At 71.7% G+C, this 18431-nt stretch carries 17 protein-coding genes and 1 tRNA gene; 4 read left to right on the forward strand and 14 right to left on the reverse strand.

Features of this window, described 5'->3' with window-relative positions:
- Together ACH4G3_RS29645 and ACH4G3_RS29650 are read right to left on the reverse strand one after the other, a co-directional pair.
- The gene (locus ACH4G3_RS29645) at positions 1-2208 is read right to left on the reverse strand and encodes an MMPL family transporter (protein ID WP_397627383.1); all 2208 of its coding nucleotides are present in this window, start codon (positions 2206-2208) and stop codon (positions 1-3) included.
- A gap of 103 nt (positions 2209-2311) precedes the next feature.
- The gene (locus ACH4G3_RS29650; protein WP_397627384.1) at positions 2312-2911 is read right to left on the reverse strand and encodes a TetR/AcrR family transcriptional regulator; all 600 of its coding nucleotides are present in this window, start codon (positions 2909-2911) and stop codon (positions 2312-2314) included.
- A 166-nt stretch (positions 2912-3077) separates the two neighbouring features.
- Between ACH4G3_RS29650 and ACH4G3_RS29655 the strand changes: the two genes are divergently transcribed.
- On the forward strand, positions 3078-6308 hold the full coding sequence (locus ACH4G3_RS29655) for a S41 family peptidase (protein ID WP_397627385.1): 3231 nt from the start codon (positions 3078-3080) through the stop codon (positions 6306-6308).
- Between the two features lie 73 nt (positions 6309-6381).
- Here the strand turns inward: ACH4G3_RS29655 and ACH4G3_RS29660 are convergent, their stop codons facing one another.
- From ACH4G3_RS29660 to ACH4G3_RS29675, 4 genes are all read right to left on the reverse strand, one after another.
- The gene (locus tag ACH4G3_RS29660; RefSeq protein ID WP_037667968.1) at positions 6382-6597 is read right to left on the reverse strand and encodes a hypothetical protein; all 216 of its coding nucleotides are present in this window, start codon (positions 6595-6597) and stop codon (positions 6382-6384) included.
- Positions 6598-6673: 76 nt separating this feature from the next.
- Positions 6674-7558, reverse strand: a complete 885-nt coding sequence (locus ACH4G3_RS29665) for an SDR family oxidoreductase (protein ID WP_397627386.1) — start codon at positions 7556-7558, stop codon at positions 6674-6676.
- The gene (locus tag ACH4G3_RS29670; protein WP_397627387.1) at positions 7555-8490 is read right to left on the reverse strand and encodes an alpha/beta fold hydrolase; all 936 of its coding nucleotides are present in this window, start codon (positions 8488-8490) and stop codon (positions 7555-7557) included. The genes ACH4G3_RS29665 and ACH4G3_RS29670 overlap by 4 nt, the downstream gene beginning before the upstream one ends.
- Positions 8487-10022 carry a flavin-containing monooxygenase gene (locus ACH4G3_RS29675; RefSeq protein WP_397627388.1) on the reverse strand — a complete coding sequence of 512 codons (1536 nt, stop codon included), beginning with the start codon at positions 10020-10022 and terminating at the stop codon, positions 8487-8489. The genes ACH4G3_RS29670 and ACH4G3_RS29675 overlap by 4 nt, the downstream gene beginning before the upstream one ends.
- 130 nt (positions 10023-10152) lie before the next feature.
- Between ACH4G3_RS29675 and ACH4G3_RS29680 the strand changes: the two genes are divergently transcribed.
- Positions 10153-10803 (forward strand): MerR family transcriptional regulator, encoded by a 651-nt coding sequence (locus tag ACH4G3_RS29680; protein WP_397627389.1) that lies wholly within the window; start codon positions 10153-10155, stop codon positions 10801-10803.
- Here ACH4G3_RS29680 and ACH4G3_RS29685 read toward each other — a convergent pair.
- Positions 10791-11594, reverse strand: a complete 804-nt coding sequence (locus tag ACH4G3_RS29685) for an exodeoxyribonuclease III (protein ID WP_397627390.1) — start codon at positions 11592-11594, stop codon at positions 10791-10793. The genes ACH4G3_RS29680 and ACH4G3_RS29685 overlap by 13 nt on opposite strands.
- Before the next feature lie 60 nt (positions 11595-11654).
- Here ACH4G3_RS29685 and ACH4G3_RS29690 point away from each other — a divergent pair, with 60 nt between their 5' ends.
- On the forward strand, positions 11655-12131 hold the full coding sequence (locus tag ACH4G3_RS29690; protein WP_397627391.1) for a GNAT family N-acetyltransferase: 477 nt from the start codon (positions 11655-11657) through the stop codon (positions 12129-12131).
- 85 nt (positions 12132-12216) lie between these two features.
- On the opposite strand, the gene ACH4G3_RS29695 is transcribed toward ACH4G3_RS29690, so the two are convergent.
- The 7 genes from ACH4G3_RS29695 to galU form a co-directional block, all read right to left on the reverse strand.
- Positions 12217-12290 (reverse strand) — tRNA-Ala (locus ACH4G3_RS29695).
- 83 nt (positions 12291-12373) lie between these two features.
- Positions 12374-13576: a divisome protein SepX/GlpR gene (gene sepX / locus ACH4G3_RS29700; protein ID WP_397627392.1), complete on the reverse strand. Its 1203-nt coding sequence runs from the start codon at positions 13574-13576 to the stop codon at positions 12374-12376.
- A 172-nt stretch (positions 13577-13748) separates the two neighbouring features.
- Entirely contained in the window at positions 13749-14366 is a 618-nt protein-coding gene (locus ACH4G3_RS29705) for a GNAT family N-acetyltransferase (RefSeq protein WP_397627393.1), read from the reverse strand.
- A gap of 26 nt (positions 14367-14392) precedes the next feature.
- Positions 14393-14893, reverse strand: coding sequence for a MogA/MoaB family molybdenum cofactor biosynthesis protein (locus ACH4G3_RS29710; protein WP_397627394.1), 501 nt, complete (start codon positions 14891-14893; stop codon positions 14393-14395).
- Positions 14890-15384 (reverse strand): cyclic pyranopterin monophosphate synthase MoaC, encoded by a 495-nt coding sequence (gene moaC, locus ACH4G3_RS29715; protein WP_397627395.1) that lies wholly within the window; start codon positions 15382-15384, stop codon positions 14890-14892. Before moaC ends, ACH4G3_RS29710 begins: the two co-directional genes overlap by 4 nt.
- Before the next feature lie 62 nt (positions 15385-15446).
- Positions 15447-16784, reverse strand: a complete 1338-nt coding sequence (glp, locus tag ACH4G3_RS29720) for a molybdotransferase-like divisome protein Glp (RefSeq protein WP_397627396.1) — start codon at positions 16782-16784, stop codon at positions 15447-15449.
- 4 nt (positions 16785-16788) lie between these two features.
- On the reverse strand, positions 16789-17691 hold the full coding sequence (gene galU, locus ACH4G3_RS29725; protein WP_397627397.1) for a UTP--glucose-1-phosphate uridylyltransferase GalU: 903 nt from the start codon (positions 17689-17691) through the stop codon (positions 16789-16791).
- A gap of 93 nt (positions 17692-17784) precedes the next feature.
- On the opposite strand from galU, the gene ACH4G3_RS29730 reads away from it, so the two are divergent.
- Complete coding sequence (locus ACH4G3_RS29730; protein ID WP_397627398.1) at positions 17785-18408, forward strand: 5-formyltetrahydrofolate cyclo-ligase; 624 nt, start codon at positions 17785-17787, stop codon at positions 18406-18408.
- Positions 18409-18431 lie beyond the last annotated feature (23 nt).

Here is an 18431-nt window from a genome sequence, read left to right on the forward strand (position 1 = left end):
TCAGGCGCGTACCAGCTCCCTGTCCTGGTCCCCGCGGTCGGTGTCCGAGCGCAGGCCCTCGCCCTCGACGTCCACGTTGGGCAGTGCCCGGTCCAGCCACCTGGGCAGCCACCAGGCCTTGCGGCCGAGGAGGGCCAGGACGGCCGGGACGATGGCCATGCGGACGATGAACGCGTCGAAGAAGACCGCGATCGCCAGGCCGAAGCCGATCATCTTGACCATCGACTCGGACGAGCCGATGAAGCCGGCGAAGACCGCCATCATGATGACCGCCGCGGCCGTCACCACCCGGGCGCCGTGCCGGAAGCCCGTCACGACCGCCTGGCCGGCCTTCTCGCCGTGGACATAGGCCTCCCGCATCCGGGTCACCAGGAACACCTCGTAGTCCATGGCCAGGCCGAAGACCACGCCCACCATGAAGATCGGCATCATCGACATGACCGGGCCGGTCTGCTCGACGCCCATCAGGTCCGCCAGCCAGCCCCACTGGAAGACCGCGACGACCGCGCCGAGGGCCGCCATCACCGACAGGAGGAAGCCGAGAGCCGCCTTCAGGGGGACGAGGATCGAGCGGAACACCACGATCAGCAGGAGGAAGGCCAGGCCGACCACCAGGACCAGATAGGGGATCAGGGCGTCGTTGAGCTTCTCGCTGACGTCGATGTTCATCGCCGTCTGGCCCGTGACCAGCACGTTCGCGTCCGAGTCGGCCTTGATCCCGGCGCCCTTGTCCCGGATGGAATGGACCAGGTCCTCGGTCGCGACCGACGACGGCTTGGAGTCCGGGATGACGGTGATCGTCGCCGTGTCACCGGCCTTGTTGGGCGCCGGCGGCGTGACCGTGACGACGTCCTTGAGGCCCTTGATCTCGTCGCCGACCTGTGTGAAGGCCGCCTTCGGGTCGTCGCTGTGCTGCGCGTCGACCACGACCATGAGCGGGCCGTTGAAGCCCGGCCCGAAGCCCTCGGAGAGGAGGTCGTAGGCGCGGCGCTGCGTGGTGGACGTGGGCTGGGAGCCGTCGTCCGGCAGGCCCAGTTCCAGGCTCGCCGCCGGGACGGCCGCCGCGCCGAGGCCGATGACGCCGAGCAGCAGCACCGCGACGGGGCGGCGGACGACGAAGCTCGCCCAGCGCGTGCCCAGGTTCGGCTTCGCGGGCTTCTCCTGCTTCCTGGACCGGCCGAGCAGCCTGCCCTTCTCCCCCGCCGGCTTCACCCGCCGGCCCGCGTACCCGAGCAGCGCCGGGACCATGGTCAGGGCGATGAGCACCGCGATGGCCACCGTGCCCGCCGCCGCGACGCCCATCTTCGTCAGCATCGGGATGTTGACGACGGACAGGCCCACGAGGGCGATCACGACCGTGAGGCCGGCGAAGACAACCGCGGAGCCCGCCGTGCCGACGGCCCGGCCGGCCGCCTCCTCGCGGTCGCGGCCCTCGGCGAGTTCGGCCCGGTAGCGGGAGACGATGAACAGCGCGTAGTCGATGCCGACCGCGAGGCCGATCATCATCGCGAGGGTGGAGGTCGTCGAGCCCAGGTCCAGCGCACTGGCCAGCGCCGTGATCGCGGAGACGCCGATGCCCACGCCGACGAGTGCCGTCAGCAGGGGCAGGCCGGCCGCGACCAGCGAGCCGAAGGTGATGACGAGGACGACCGCGGCGACCGCGATGCCGATGATCTCGGTGGTGCCGGTGTGCGGGACCGTCTGGAGCGCGTCACCGCCGATCTCGACGGTCAGCCCGGCCTTGCGCGCGTCCTGCGCGGAGTCCTCCAGCGCGTCGCGGGAGGAGTCCTCCAGTTCCATGCCGGAGACCTTGTACGACACCTGCGCGTACGCGACCGTACCGTCCTTGCTGACGGCCTTCGCCTGGTACGGGTCGGTGACGCGGACGACCTCGGAGCCGTCGGAGAGTTCCTTGACGGTCTCCTGGACGGTCGCCTTGTTGCCCGGGTCGGTCATCTTCTCGCCGCTCGGCGCCTTGAAGACGACACGTGCGGTGGCCCCGTCGGCGCTCGTGCCGGGGAAGCGCTGTTCCAGCAGGTCGAAGGCCTTCTGGGCCTCGGTGCCGGGAATGGAGAAGGAACTGTTGCCCGCGGCGGGGGCACTGGCCGCGCCGACACCGGCGAGGGTCACCAGGGCCACCCAGAGCAGGGCGACGAAATGCCGCCGCCGGAACGACATCCGGCCGATTTTGTAGAGGAATGTGGCCACGAGGGCGTACTCCCGGTCAGGTCGTGGGTTGGTTCTGGGCAGGGCTGATCAGCCCGACGACGTGAGCGGTGACGTCAGGTGGGGAGGTGACTGAGGGGGTTTGTCAGTCGACGGGAATGCCGAGGGCGGGGAGGACCACGGCGTCGATGTACGAGGTGAGGAACGCCTGCGTGGGCGGCTGGTCATCGATCAGCGTGCGCGTGGCGAAGGCGCCGACGAGCATGTGCACGATGTAGTCCAGCGCCGGGCGGCCGGCCTCGACCTCACCGCGGTCGACCGCTCTTTGCACCACCCGGTGGAACTCCTCCATCTCGGGCTCGATGAGCAGTTCCTTGAAGGCCTGGAGCAGGTCCGGGTTGCTGTGCACCGCCATGAACAGACCCCGCATCAGCGCGGCGTTCTGCTGCATGGTGCAGTCGTCCTCACGCGCGGTGAGGGCGTGCAGATCGCCCCGCAGGGACCCCGTGTCGATGTCGGCGATGCTGCCCGGCTTGTTGTGCCGGATCGCCTTCGCCACCAGCTCCGGCTTGCCGCCCCACTGGCGGTAGAGCGTCGCCTTGCTGGACCGCGTGCGGGCGGCCACGGCGTCCATGGTGAGGGCGTCGTAGCCGACCTCGCGGAGCAGTTCGAGCACGGCCTCGTACAGCTCGGCCTCACGCTCGGGGGTGATTCGACTGCGACGCGCGGTGGCGACCTCAGCCATCTTGCTCACCTTCCTGCTTCGAACGACACGGTTTCGTACACCACGAAGGTAGCGCATCCCCTATGGAAACGAAACCGTTTCGTACGTGTGCTGGGTCACGGCAGGGGTCACGGTATCCGGTTTGTCTGGACTTGCTGCACTCCGTCCCCCGGCAAAGCATGAAGAGGTGACCTATCTGCGTCTGCCGCATCTCCATGACGACCTGCTCTGCTTCGTGGCCGAGGACGACCTCTGGCTGGCCCCGGTGGACAGCCCCGGCCGCGCCTGGCGGCTCACCGTCGACCGCACCAAGGTGGGCCACCCCCGTTTCTCGCCCGACGGCCGCCACCTCGCGTACACGAGCTGGCGCAGCCTGGTGCCCGAGGTCCATCTCTCGCCGGTGGACGGCGGCCCGGCCAGGCAGGTGAGCCACTGGGGCAGCGCCGACACCCGGGTCTGCGGCTGGACCCCGGACGGCGACATCCTGGCCGTGGCCTCGCACGGCGAGCCCTTCTCGTACTTCACCTGGGCATACAAGGTCTCCCCCGAGGGCGACCCGGGGCGCAAGCTGCCCTGGGGACCGGTCGCCGACATCCAGGTCGCCGACCTGGACGGGGAGCGCAGATCGCTTCTCCTCACCGGCACCCCGCCGCACGAACCGGCCGCCTGGAAGCGGTACCGGGGCGGGGCCACGGGCAGGCTGTGGCTGCACGGCGAACGGCTGCTCGAAGGCCTCGGCGGCCATCTGCACTCCCCCATGTTCGTCGGCGGCAGGATCGCCTTCCTCTCCGACCACGAGGGCATCGGCAACCTCTACTCGTGCGCCTACGACGGCTCCGACCTGCGCCGGCACACCGACCACGACGCCTTCTACGCCCGGCACGCCGCCAGCGACGGCACCCGGGTGGTGTACCAGTGCGCGGGCGACCTGTGGCTGGTCGACGACCTGTCACCGGACTCCGAGCCGCGCCGGCTGGAGGTACGGCTGAGCGGCCCGCGCGCGGGGCGGCGCCCGTACCAGGTGGCCGCGGCCCAGCACATCGACGGGATCTCCGTCGACGAGACCGGGCGGGCGAGCGCGGTCGTCGTACGCGGCAGCCTGTACTGGCTCACCCACCGGGACGGGCCGGCCCGCACCCTCACCGACACCCCGGGCGTCCGGGTACGGATGCCGGAGATGCTCGGCGGGAGCGGGCGAGTGGCGTACGTGACGGACGCGGAGGGCGAGGACGCGATCGAGATCGCCTCCCTGCCCCGGGCGAGCGGCCACCGCGGGCCGCGGCGGCTGGCCTCGGGCGCGCTGGGCCGGGTGCGCGAGCTGGTGTCGGATCCGGAGGGCGAGCGGCTCGCGGTCGCCTCGCACGACGGACGGCTGCTGCTCGTGGACGTGGCCGAGGAGTCCGGCGGCGAGGTCATCGAGCTGATCCGGTCGATCAACGGGCCCGTGCGGGACCTCGCGTTCTCCCCGGACGGGGCCTGGCTGACCTGGTCGCATCCGGGCATCGGGCGGACCCTGCGGCAGATCAAGATCGCCAGGATCAAGGACAAGTTCGTCCTCGACGTCACCAACGGCCGTTTCGAGGACGAGAACCCGGTCTTCACGCGCGACGGCCGCTACCTCGCCTTCCTCTCCTGGCGCGGCTTCGACCCCGTCTACGACGTGCACACCGGCGACCTGTCCTTCCCTCTGGGCTGCCGCCCGTACCTCGTCCCGCTGTCCTCCGCGACGCCCTCCCCGTTCGCGGTGAACCCCGAGGGCCGCCCGGCCGCCGGGGGCCTGGACCCGGTGGAGGACGACGAGAACGGGGAGAGCGGCGCCGTGACCGTCGAGGTCGAGGGGCTGGAGAGCCGGGTCACGCCCTTCCCGGTGGGCGCCTCCAAGTACTCGGCGCTGCACCCGGTGGCGGGCGGCGGGCTGGTGTGGCTGCGCTGGCCGATCTCGGGCGCGCTGGGCGAGACCTTCGCGAACCCGGACGACACCAGCGGCCGGCCGACCCTGGAGCACTTCGGCATCACCAAGGCCAAGAAGTCCGAACTCGCCGTGCACCTGGACTTCTTCGCGGTCAGCGGCGACGGCACGCGGCTGGTCGTCGTCGACGAGGGCGAACTGCGCGCGGTGCCCGCGACCGAACCCGGCGACCTGGACACGACGGTGTGGATCGACGCGCGCCGCATCCTGCACGTGGTCGACCCGGCGGCGGAGTGGCGGCAGGCGTACGAGGAGGCCGGGCGGCTGATCCGGGCGTACTTCTGGGAGCCGGACATGTGCGGCATCGACTGGGACGGGGTGCTGGAGCAGTACCGTCCGCTGGTCGAACGGGTCGCCTCCCCGGACGAGTTCGCCGACCTGCTGCGCGAGGTGCTGGGCGAGCTGGGCACGTCCCACGCGTACGTCACCGCCGCCCGGCGCAACGAGGGTCCGCCGCACTACCAGCGACGGCAGGGCCTGCTGGGCGCCAACTTCGTACGCCGGGACGGCGGCTGGACGGTCAGGCGGATCCTGCCCGGCGACTCCTCCGACTCCAAGGCCCGCTCGCCCCTGGCCGGCTCGGGCATCCGCGAGGGAGCGGTCCTGACGCACGTCGACGGCCGCCCGGTGGATCCGGACGCGGGCCCGTACCCGCTGCTGGCCGGCGCGGGCGGTACGACGGTGGAGCTGACCTTCTCGCCCGCGGAGGGCGCGGGACCGCCCCGGCGGGTCGCCGTCGTCCCGCTCGTCGACGAGCGGCCGCTGCGCTACCAGGACTGGGTGGCCAAACGCCGTTCCGTGGTGCGGGAGTTGAGCGGCGGACGGTGCGGCTATCTGCACATCCCGGACATGGGCGGTTCGGGCTGGGCGCAGTTCAACCGCGACCTGCGCATGGAGGTGTCCCGGCCCGCACTGATCGTGGACGTGCGCGGCAACGCCGGCGGCCACATCAGCGAGCTGGTCATCGAGACGCTGAGCCGCACGATCCTGGGCTGGGACCTGACCCGCGACGCCCAGCCCGTGTCGTACACCTCGAACGCGCCGCGGGGCCCGGTGGTGGCCCTGGCGGACGAGGCGACCTCCTCCGACGGAGACATGATCACCGCCGCGTTCAAGCTGCTGAAGCTGGGCCCCGTGGTAGGGCAGCGCACCTGGGGCGGTGTGGTCGGCATGACCGGCCGGCACGAGCTGGGGGACGGCACGGTCATCACGGTGCCGATGAACGCGGCCTGGTTCGACGCCTACGGCTGGTCGGTGGAGAACAAGGGCGTCGCCCCCGACATCGACGTCCTGCGCACCCCGCTGGACTGGGCGGAGGGCCGCCACGCCCAGCTGACCGACGCCGTGGAGCTGGCGCTCGGGCTGCTGGAGACCAACCCGCCGGCGAAACCGCCGACCTACAGCGACGTACCGGACCGCTCCCGTCCGAAGCTGCCGCCCAGGAGGTGAGGAGGGCCCGAGGGATCCGGACGTGAGGAAGGGGTGCCCCGCGCGAGGCACCCCTTCCGTTCAGCACGCAACGTCAGGCGTCGTAGTCCTGGTCGAAGCGGTCCTCCTGCTCGCGCTCCCGCTCACGCTCGCGCTCGCGCTGCGAGGGCTGCGAGGGGTGCGAGGGGTCCATGTCCTCGTCACGCCGGCGACCGCGGCCCTGCATCTGCTCACGGGCCTGGTCGGCCTTCTGCTTGGCCTGGTTCTGCCACTGCTCGGACTTCTCCTGGAACTGGTCCTTCATACCCATGTGGGTTCACTCCCGTTGGGGGTGAGGGGATCTGGCTCGACCAGATTCACACGAGCCGTGACGCTGCGCATGTCGATCACTTACGGAGCGTAGCCCGCTGCTGCTCATCGGCGGCGCCGCCCGCCCCGACGAGGCCCGTGCGCATGCCCGTCAGCCGGTCCGCGAACCGCCGCATCTCGCGCTGGCCCACCGTCCCGATGACCCCGGGCAGATATCCGCGCACGCCCTGCATCCCGCGCAGCCACCACTGCCCGTAGACATGGCTCGACCGGCGCTCGATCCCGGCCACCAGCCGGTCCACCGCCGGGCCCAGGGGATACGTCTTGTTGGACGGCCAGGGCAGCCGCTGCCGCAACTCCCGCATGACGTCGTCCTGGTCGGCCCCGCGCACCATGTCGGTGTCGGTCCAGGACAGATACCCGACGCTGACCTTCACACCCCGGTGCCCGACCTCGGCACGCAGACTGTGCGCGTACGCCTCCACACCGGACTTGGACGCGCAGTACGCGGTCATCATCGGCGCCGGAGTGATCGCCGCGAGGGACGCTATCTGGAGCAGATAGCCCCGGCTCTCCAGCAGCATCGGCAGGAAGGCACGGGCCGTCACCGCCGAGCCGACCAGGTTGACCTCGATCACCCGCCGCCAGGCCTCCGGGTCGGAGTCGGCGAACGGACCGCCCGTGGCGACACCGGCGTTGGCGACGACGATGTCGACCCGGCCGAAGCGCTCCTTGACCTCCCGCGCGACCCGGGCCATCGCCTCGTGGTCGGTGACGTCGGCGTGCCAGTGCTCACTGTCGCTGTGCAGCCGCCCGGAGACCTCCTTGAGCGCGTCCGGTTCGAGCCCGACCAGCGCCACCCTCACACCGCGCGCCGAGAGCTTGCGGGCCAGCAACTCCCCGACGCCGCGCGCCGCCCCGGTCACCACGGCGACCCTGCCCTCGAGGCTCACCCTGCTCATGCGCTCTCCTCGGATACGACCTGGACGTGTGCCTGGATGTGTGCCTGGACGAGTTCACGTATCTTCCCGGTGACCAGCTCGGGCGCCTCGACCGGCGTCATGTGGCCGATGCCGGGCAGCTCGGTGAGCCCGGTGCAGTTCGGCAGCGCGGCGGCCAGGGCCCGGGCGTGCACCGGCGGGGTCAGCCGGTCCGCCGTCCCGGCCACCACGGCCGTCGGCACATCCAGCTCCCGTACGCCGTGGTCCAGGTCGAGCAGGTCCAGCACGTGCGACCAGGCGTAGCGGACCTTGCGGGGGCAGGCGTGCACGATGCGGGCACAGACCTCGACCATGTCCGGGGCCGAACCCGGGCCCATGGTCCCGTACTTGAGGATCCGGCGGGCCAGGGGCGTGACCGGGCCGAGCGGCGCCCGGGAGCCGAGGATCCGCCGGGTCAGCCAGGTCCGCACCCGCCCGGGCCGGATGGGGACGACGGTGGAGGCGGCGACCAGCTGCGAACTGCCCGTGCTGCACAGCAGGACGGCGGCGGCGTGCTCCCGGAAGGCGGTTCTCCCGGAGGCCGCCATCACGGTCATGCCGCCCATGGAGTGCCCGGCGATCACGGCCTGTTCGCCGGGCGCGAGGGTGGCTTCGAGTACGGCTTCCAGGTCGTCGGCGAGGGCGTCGGTGGTGCACGCGGGGCTCGCGGGGCTGCGTCCGTGGCCGCGCTGGTCGTAGGCGATGACCCGGTGGTCCGTGGCGAGGTCGCGGATCTGGGCCGCCCAGAAGGCGGTGGAGCAGGTCCAGCCGTGGGCGAGGACGACCGCCGGGGCTCCGTCGGTCCCGTGGACCTCGACGTGCAGCCGGGCGCCGTCGGCGGAGACGGCGGTCAGTTCGCGCGCGGGAGCGGGCGGGGCGTAGGGGCCGGAGTCGACGTGCAGGAGACGGCTCACGCGTCCACCCCGGCCTTCGTCTCGGCCTTCTTGGCCGTCTGCTCGGCCGCCGGGGCCCGCAGCACGTCGTACTCCGCGAGGTCGACCCGTCGCGTCGCCCGCCGGAACTCGGCTGTCGTACCGGGCCAGATGGTGGTGTTGCGGCCGCTCGCGTCGAGGTACCAGCTGGTGCAGCCGCCGGTGTTCCACACGGTCCGCTTCATGCGCTCCTGGACCCGGTGGTTCCAGGCGCGTACGGCGTCCGGCCGGGCGTCCAGGGCGACGCGGCCACCGAGGACGTCGACCTGGCGGACGAAGTCGGCCAGGTAGTTCAGCTGGGACTCGATCATGAGGATCATCGAGGAGTTCCCGAGGCCGGTGTTGGGCCCGATGATCGTCATCCAGTTGGGGAAGCCGGCCGCGGAGGCGCCGCGCAGGGCCTCCATGCCGCCCTTCCAGGCCTCGGCGAGGGTCCGTCCGTCGGCGCCCACGACCCGGTCGGCGATGGGCATGTCGGTGACGTGGAACCCGGTGCCGAAGACGATCGCGTCCACCTCGGCCTCGCTGCCGTCGGCGGCGACGAGGGTCGATCCGCGGACCTCGGCCAGCCCGCTCGCGACCACGTCCACATTGGGCTGCGCGAGCGCCGGGTAGTACTCGCTGGACAGCAGGATCCGCTTGCAGCCGATGCGGTAGTCCGGGGTGAGCTTCGCCCGCAGGGCCGGGTCCTTGATGGCGCGGGCCATGTTGCGCTTGGCCAGCTGCTCGACGAAGCCGAGTTCGTTCGGGCGCTTGGTGAACGCCTGGACCTGCAACTCCCGGATGCCCCACAGCAGTCCGCGGCGCAGCTGCGAGGTGAAGGGCAGCTGCCGGTGGAGCCACCGCTCGGCGTCGCTGATGGCCCGGTCGACGCGGGGCATCACCCACGGCGGGGTGCGCTGGAAGAGGGTGAGCCGCGACACCTCGGGCTGGACGGCCGGCACGATCTGGATGGCCGAGGCCCCGGTCCCCACCATCGCGACGCGCTTTCCGCGCAGGTCGTAGTCGTGGTCCCAGCGGGCCGAGTGGAAGACCTTGCCCGGGAAGGAGTCCAGCCCGGGGATGTCCGGGACCTTCGGGTCGGACAGCGGCCCGGTGGCGGAGACGACGATGTCCGCCGACAGACTCCCGCTGCTCGTCTCGATGTCCCAGCACAGCCGCTCGGCGTTCCAGGTCATCCGCTTCACCTCCGAGTCGAAGCGGATGTGCGGCCGCAGCCGGAAGGTGTCCGTCACGTGCTCCAGGTAGGCGCGGATGTGCTCCTGCCCCGAGAAGGTGCGTGGCCAGTCGGGGTTGGGCGCGAAGGAGAACGAGTACAGGTGCGAGGGCACGTCACACGCGCACCCCGGGTAGCTGTTGTCCCGCCAGGTCCCGCCGACGCTGCTCGCCCGCTCCAGGAGCACGAAGTCGGTGACGCCCTCGCGGCGCAGCCGCACGGCGGCCCCCAGCCCGCCGAACCCGGACCCGACCACCGCGACCCGCACATGCTCGCGTTCGTGTTCGCGTTCGCCCATGCCGACACCTCCACACACCACGAGAACCATGCCAGTGAACACTGGCGCAATGGGAGAGTAGGGCAGTGGCGTACTCATGGGTAGGGGGCGGTCGAGGAAAGTCATCCCCGGTACGCCTTAAGGTGCCCAGGTGGCCGAGAAGCGTGAATACCGCATGGAAGAGCTGGCCCGCCTGGCCGGGATCACGGTGCGCACCCTGCGTTTCTACCGCGAACGCAAGCTGATCCCGCCGCCTCGCCGGGAAGGCCGTATCGCCTGGTACGACGACCATCACCTGAACCGGCTGCGCACGATCACGGCCCTGCTGGAACGCGGCCACACCCTCAGCGGCATCGCGGAGCTGGCGGAGGCCTTCGACCACGGCCGGGACGTCGGCGACCTGCTCGGCGTCGGCGCCCCCACCGAGGAGGAGCCGGTCCACCTCACCCCCGAGGAACTCGCCGACCACTTCGCGGGCGAGGCGACCCCCGAGAACCTCGCCGCCGCGATGGAGCTCGGCTACCTGGGCACCGACGGCGACGAGATCGTCCACATCAGCCGCCGCCTGCTGGACGTCTCGTCGGCCCTGGTGCGCGAGGGCATCCCCCTCGCGGAGGTACTCGGCGCGGCCAAGCAGGTCCGCAGCCACGCCGACGCCCTGGCCGAACTCTTCACCGGCCTGGTCCTGCGCCACGCCTCCGAGGCCGACCTGCCCCGCCTGCGCCCGCTGGCCCGCAGCGTGGTGGAGGCGGAGCTGTCACTGGCCATGGACCGCAGGATGCGCAGGTCTCAGCGGTCGTAGACGACGGTCACCGGTGCATGGTCGGACCACCGCTCCGCGTGCGTGGCCGCCCGCTCCACGAACCCCTTGACCGCCCGCCCGGCGAGCCCGGGGGTGGCCACGTGATAGTCGATCCGCCAGCCCGTGTCGTTGTCGAAGGCCCGCCCGCGGTACGACCACCAGGAGTACGGCCCCTCGGTGTCCGGGTGCAGGGCGCGTACGACGTCGACGTACCCGCCGTCCGCGGGATCGAGGACCTGGGACAGCCACTCCCGCTCCTCGGGCAGGAACCCGGAGTTCTTGGTGTTGCCGCGCCAGTTCTTCAGGTCTGCCTGCTGGTGGGCGATGTTCCAGTCGCCGCAGACCAGCACCTCGCGCCCCTCGGCGGCGGCCCGCTCCCGGAGTCCCTTCAGATGGGCGAGGAACTCGCCCATGAAGCGCTCCTTCTCGTCCTGCCGCTCGGTTCCGACCTCACCGGAGGGCAGATACAGGGAGGCGACGGTGACCCCCGGCAGCTCCGCCTCCACATACCGTCCGCTGCCGTCGAACTCGGACGACCCGAAACCGACCCGGACCCGGTCGGGCTCACGCCGGCTGTACAGGGACACCCCGGCCCGCCCCTTCGCGGCGGCCGGCGCGTGCACCACGTGCCAGCCATCGGGCTCCCGGACGTGCTCCGGCAACTGCCCCGGCTCGGCCCGCACCTCCTGAAGGCACAGCACGTCGGCGTCGGTCTGCGCGAGCCACTCCACGAAGCCCTTCTTCGCGGCGGCACGCAGCCCATTCACATTCACAGAGGTCACAGTGAGCACCCCGGCACGATACCGGCACACTGGACGAGGTCCAGTTCCGGATCCAATACGGTAGCCGTCATGCAGATACGCCGGGTCTCCTTCGACCACCCCGACGCCGTGAAGCTGAACGACCAGGTCCAGGCCGAGTACGCCGTCCGCTACGGGGACGACGGCGACGCGACGGCCATGGCCGCGCCGGACTTCGAGCCGCCGAACGGCATCTACCTGATCGCGTACGACGAGCTCGGCACCCCCGTCGCCTCGGGCGGCTGGCGCGCTCAGGACGCGAACGACGAAGGAAACCTGGACGGGGACGCCGAGGTCAAGCGCATGTACGTGATCGAGCAGATGCGCGGCAGGGGCCTGGCCCGGCGCATCCTGGCCGCCCTGGAGGAGGACGCCCGCGGGGCCGGCCGCATCCGCATGGTCCTGGAGACCGGCCTCAAGCAGCCGGAGGCCATCGCCCTGTACACGTCCAGCGGCTACGAGCCGTGCGCCAAGTTCGGCTACTACCGGCACTACGAGTCGAGCCGCTGCTTCGCGAAGCGACTCTGATCCCTGACTGACGGGGGCTCAGCCTTCGGTGACCCTGAACACACGTCAGAGCCCGGTCGGTTTCCCGACCGGGCTCTGAGCTGCGTGGACCTGAGGGGATTTGAACCCCTGGCCCCCTCGATGCGAACGAGGTGCGCTACCGGACTGCGCCACAGGCCCTTGCAACGAGTGAAACTTTAGCACCCCGATCGGCCTGCTTGGAAATCCGTTCCCCAGGGGCGGTCACCTGCGGCTTCGTGGGGCTACTCGTTGGCGGCCCGGGGCCGGTCCCCGTCCTCGTACTGGTCGAACAGCGGCGTGCGGCCGCGCTCCCGGGCCCGCCGCGCGGAGGCCGCGCGGCGGGCGTCACTGCGCCCGCCGCCGTCCGCCCTGTCCTGCGTGCGGGCGTCCGCCTCACCGGGGTCCGCGCTGTCTGCGGGGGCCGTGGCGTCCTCGTGGTCGGGGGTGACGGTGCTCGACCGGGCGGAGCTCCAGGTGTCGGGGGCTCCGAGGTCCACGTCGCCGGCGGCCCGGGGCGCGACGGGTGCGGTCACATAGGTCGGCAGGGGCACCGGCACCGGCTCCCAGCTGTCGCCCTGCCCCGGCCGCCGCTGCCGCTCGCGCTGCTGGTCGACCCACTCGGCGTGGTCGGTCTGCTCGACGAGGGCGCGCCGGTCCGCCGCGAGGGCGGACAGGCCGGGGTCGGTCGCCGGCTCGGGTCCCTCCTCCGGCTCGTCGGCCTCGCTGGAGGCGCGCCGGCGGGGCTGCCGCTGGCGCTCGCGCAGCCGCTGGGCCGCGACCTCGGCCCGGCGGCGGTCCATCTGGTAGGTGAAGCGGCGGCGCTCCTGGGAGCGCAGGTACGCGATGTACACGCTGAGCATGACGGCGGGCACACCGGGCGCCCACAGGAACGTGAGCCCCCCGACCGCGGCCACGATCGCGCCGAGGGTGAAGGCGAGGAACAGCATGGTGGTGGTGCGCCGACGGCGCGCGAGCACCTTCGAGCGCCGGGCCCGCGCTGCGGCCGCCTGGTTCGCCAGGTTCGCCTTGTTCGTCCGGGGGGCCGCGCCGCGCCGGGCGGCGGGCACCTGACCCCGTCCGCGTTCGGCGCTCGCCGGGCTCGGTCCGGGTGCCGGGCGGGCCGGCTGCTCGGGGGCGGGCGACGGTACCGGCGCCTGGGTCTGCGGACGCGTCTTGGACACGGCGAAGGCCCGGACGTCCACCGAGTCGGTGACGGCGTCCAGGGCGTCGGCGTCCTGCTCCCCCTCCTCGGTGGAGCGCGCCTGCAGGTCCTTGGCGTACCGGCGCTCCATGGCCGCCTTTCCGGACAGAAGCCGGATGGCGGTGCTGAAGCGTTCCGTCGGACGGGCCTCGTTCAGCTCGTCCTGCCTACGGAGCCACATCGGCACCAAGTAGGCGGCCCAGGCCCCGACAATGACTGCGTAGATGAGGCCGCTGCTGCTCACGCCTCACACGGTAGAGGGGTTTGCGTGAGGCCATCTGCCAATTGAGCCGGTGTGTCGCACGATCTGGCTGATATTTCGAACTTTTTTTGTGACCGATGCGATCAGCAGACCGTCCAGGCCGGGAATTCATTGCCCTGAGACGGTCATCAGCCGATCAATTTCGAACATGTATTCAATTTCCGGGGTGCTGCCGGATTCCCGGATTACTCTGCGATCGTGCCCGGTGCCAGCGCCTCAGCAACCCGTCCGGCACCTCTTCCGCCGTGAGCGCGAAGACCAGGTGGTCGCGCCAGGCCCCGTCGATGTGCAGATAACGCGGCCGGAGCCCCTCCTCACGGAATCCGAGTTTCTCCACGACCCGGCGGCTGGGCCCGTTCTCGGGGCGAATGCAGACCTCGATGCGGTGCAGCCCGACCGTGCGGAAACAGTGGTCCACGACGAGCGCCACCGCCGTCGGCATCACCCCCCGGCCGGCCACCCCCTCGTCCACCCAGTAGCCGACATGCCCCGAGCACATCGAGCCCCAGGTGATTCCGGCCACGGTCAACTGCCCCACCAGCCGCCCCTGGTACTCGATGACGAACGGCAGCATCCGGCCCGCGTTCGCCTCCGACCTGAGGTGGCGGACCATCTGGCGGAAGGTCGGGCGGTGCGCCAGCGGCCCGCCGGGCGCGGGCGGCGGAATGGTCGCCTCCCAGGGGCGCAGCCAGTCGCGGTTGCGCCGGTTGACCTCGCGCCACGCCCGCTGGTCGCGCAGCTTTATCGGCCTGAGGACGATGTCGCCGTCCACCAGCTCGACGGGCCAGGATGGGCTGTTCAGCTCGCACCCCCACTGCCGGGTCTGGGGTGGTCACCGCCGCGGAGCTGCTCGACGGCGTGGACCAGCAGCGGCTCCAGGACGGCCAGGCCGTCCTTCACGCCGCCGCTGGAGCCGGGCAGGTTGACGATCAGCGTGCCGCCCGCCACTCCGGCCAGGCCCCGGGAGAGCGCCGCGGTCGGCACCTTCTCCCGGCCGAAGGCCCGGATGGCCTCGGCGATGCCCGGCACCTCGTGGTCGATCACGCGGCGGGTCGCCTCGGGGGTGCGGTCGGTGGGCGAGATGCCCGTGCCGCCGGTGGTGACGATGACGTCGTAGCCGGTCTCGACACCGGCGCTCAGGGCCGCCTCCACGGGGTCGCCGTCGGGGACGACCTGGGGGCCGTCGACCTCGAAGCCGAAGCCCCTGAGGCCGTGCGCGATCAGCGGGCCGCCCTTGTCCTCGTAGATCCCGGCGGCGGCCCGGTTGGAGGCGGTGACGACGAGAGCGCGGTACGTCATGCCCGGCTCCAGTCGCCCGACTTGCCGCCCGTCTTCTCCTCCACCCGTACGTCCGTGATGACCGCTCCCTTGTCGACCGCCTTGACCATGTCGATCACGGTGAGCGCGGCGACGGAGACCGCGGTGAGGGCCTCCATCTCGACGCCCGTGCGGTCCGTCGTCTTCACCGTGGCCAGGATCTCCACCGCGTCGTCCGCGACCGACAAGTCCAGTTTCACACCGGACACCGCCAAGGGGTGACAGAGCGGGATCAGGTCCGGGGTGCGTTTGGCGCCCATGATCCCGGCGATCCGCGCGGTGGCGAGGGCGTCGCCCTTGGGGACGCCCTCGCCGCGCAGCAGTTCGATCACGCGGGGCGAGACGAGGACGCGTCCGCTGGCTCGGGCGGTGCGGGCGGTCACGTCCTTCTCGGACACGTCGACCATGCGGGCGGCACCCGCCTCGTCGATGTGCGTCAGGCGGTCCTGCGTAGGGGGGTCCTGCATGCTCATGCTGTGTGGCGCTCCCGGTCCGGGCCTGCTGTGCGCGACACGGTACCCCCAACCAGCGCCTCTCAGCCGAGCAGGACCACCTCGACCTCGGTGCCGGGCTCGACGGACTCGGTGTCCTCGGGGACGACGATCAGCGCGTCGGCGTGGGCGAGGGCCGCGATCAGGTGGGATCCGGCACCGCCGACCGGGGTGACCCGCCCGTCGGCGTACGTGCCGCGCAGGAACTGGCGGCGGCCCTTCGGCGAGGTCAGCGCCTTGTCCGCGGTCAGGGTCGCCCGGGTCGTCGGCCGGTGGACGTCCTGAAGGCCCATGAGGGCGCGGATCGCGGGGCGGACGAACAGTTCGAAGGAGACGTACGACGACACCGGGTTGCCGGGCAGGGCCAGCAGCGGGGTGTGGTCGGGGCCGATGGAGCCGAAGCCCTGGGGCTTGCCGGGCTGCATGGCGAGCTTGCGGAACTCGATGCCGCTGCCCGCCTCGTCCTCGTCGGCGACGTGGGACAGGGCCTCCTTGACGACGTCGTACGCACCGACGCTCACCCCGCCGGTGGTGACCACCAGGTCGGCGCGGACCAGCTGGTCCTCGATCGTGGAGCGCAGGGTCTCGGCGTCGTCGGCGACGGCGCCCACGCGGTAGGCGATGGCGCCGGCGTCGCGGGCGGCGGCGGTGAGGGCGAAGCTGTTGGAGTCGTAGATCTGACCGGCGCCCAGTTCCGTGTCGGGCTGGACGAGTTCGCTGCCGGTGGAGAGCACCACCACGCGCGGACGCGGGCGCACGCGGACCGTGCCCCGGCCGATCGCGGCGAGCAGGGCGATCTGGGGCGGGCCGAGGATCGTGCCGGCCTCCAGGGCGCGGTCGCCGGCCTTCACGTCACTGCCTTTCGCGCGTACGTGCGCGCGTGCCTCGGCCGGGCGGTACACCTGCACGTGCCCGGTCGCGCCCTCGGGGCCGAGGCTGCGGGCGCGCATGCCGCGCACCGCGCCCTCGCCGAGCCCGCCGTCGGTCCACTCGACGGGCACGACCGTCTCGGCGCCGGGCGGCAGCGGGGCGCCGGTCATGATGCGGGCGGCCTGGCCGGGGCCCACGTGGAGCAGCTCGGCCTGGCCGGCGGCGACGTCCCCGACGACTTCCAGGGCCGCCGGGAACTCCTCGCTCGCGCCCGCCACGTCCGCGACCCGCACCGCGTATCCGTCCATCGAGCTGTTGTCGAAGGGCGGCAGGGACACCGGCACCGTGACGTCCTCGACGAGGACGCAGCCCTGGGCGTCGAGCAGATGCAGCTCGATGGGTTCCAGGGGGCGGACGGTGGCGAGGATGTCCTCCAGGTGCTCCTCCACCGACCAGAGGTGGTCGGGGCCGGAGTGGTCCTGGCCGGTGACGCGGGGCGCGGCGCTGCTCAACGTGCTACATCTCCTCGGCTACGTAACTGCGAAGCCAGGTCCGGAAGTCCGGGCCCAGGTCTTCACGTTCGCACGCGAGTCGGACAATGGCACGCAGGTAGTCGCCGCGGTCGCCGGTGTCATAGCGGCGGCCCTTGAAGACGACGCCGTGCACCGGGCCGCCGATGGTTTCGTCCTCGGCGAGCTGCTGGAGGGCGTCCGTGAGCTGGATCTCGCCGCCGCGGCCCGGCTGGGTCTTGCGCAGTATGTCGAAGATGTGCGGGTCGAGGACGTAGCGGCCGATGATCGCGTAGTTGGACGGGGCGTCGGCCGGGTCGGGCTTCTCGACGAGGCCGCTGACCTGGACGACGTCGCTGTCCTCGGTGGTCTCCACAGCCGCGCAGCCGTAGAGGTGGATCTGCTCCGGGGCGACCTCCATCAGCGCGATGACGCTGCCGCCGCGCTGCTCCTGGACCTCGACCATGCGCTGGAGCAGGGGGTCGCGGGGGTCGATGAGGTCATCGCCGAGGAGGACGGCGAAGGGCTCGTCACCCACGTGCGGCGCGGCGCACAGGACGGCGTGTCCGAGGCCCTTGGGGTCGCCCTGGCGGACGTAGTGCATCGTCGCGAGGTCGCTGGACTCCTGCACCTTGGCGAGGCGGCTGGCGTCGCCCTTCTTCTGAAGCGCCGACTCCAGCTCGTAGTTGCGGTCGAAGTGGTCCTCCAGCGGGCGCTTGTTGCGGCCCGTCACCATGAGGACGTCGTCGAGACCCGCGGCGACGGCCTCCTCGACCACGTACTGGATCGCCGGCTTGTCGACGACCGGCAGCATCTCCTTGGGAGTGGCTTTGGTGGCCGGCAGGAACCGGGTACCGAGGCCTGCTGCGGGAATGACAGCCTTGCTGATCCGAGGGTGCGACTGAGTCATGCCCGCCACCTTATCCGGTGCCTTTGCATGGAATCTGCGGCTCCGGTTCATAGGCGCTCATATGAGCGTATTGCAACGGTACGGGAGCAACCATTGAGTCACATCGGACGTCCGGGCGAGCCTGACAAGCGGAGTTTGCGGCTCGAGTTCCTCGCGGTGAGGAACAGGTTGACGGCGGATGACCTGCGGGAGACGTCGGCCGCGCTGGCCGGGCGCGCGCTGGAGCTGCCCGAGTTGGCGCGGGCCGGCACGGTGGCGGCGTACGTCTCCGTGGGGAGCGAACCGGGGACGCTCGCGCTCATGGACGCGCTGCGCGCCCGGGGGGTACGCGTCCTGCTGCCGGCCCTGCTGCCCGACAACGACCTGGACTGGGGCGTCTACGAGGGCGAGGGCTCGCTCGCGCGCGTCCAACACGGCGGCAGGATGGCCCTCTTCGAGCCGGCGGGCGAGCGCCTCGGGCCGGACGCCGTGACCACCGCCGACGCCGTGCTGCTGCCGGGGCTGGCGGTCGACGCGCGCGGGATGCGGCTGGGACGCGGCGGAGGCTCGTACGACCGTGTGCTGGCGCGGCTGGAGCGGGCGGGTGTGCGTCCCGCGCTGGTGGTGCTGTTGTACGACTCGGAGGTGGTCCAGCACGTCCCCGAGGAGCCGCACGACCGGCCGGTGCACGCGGTGGTGACGCCGTCGGGGGTGCGGCGGTTCGAGCCGGGGACCTGACGCGAACGCGGCCCTCCACGCAT

The organism is Streptomyces afghaniensis, from assembly GCF_044327915.1.
GTDB lineage: Bacteria > Actinomycetota > Actinomycetes > Streptomycetales > Streptomycetaceae > Streptomyces > Streptomyces afghaniensis.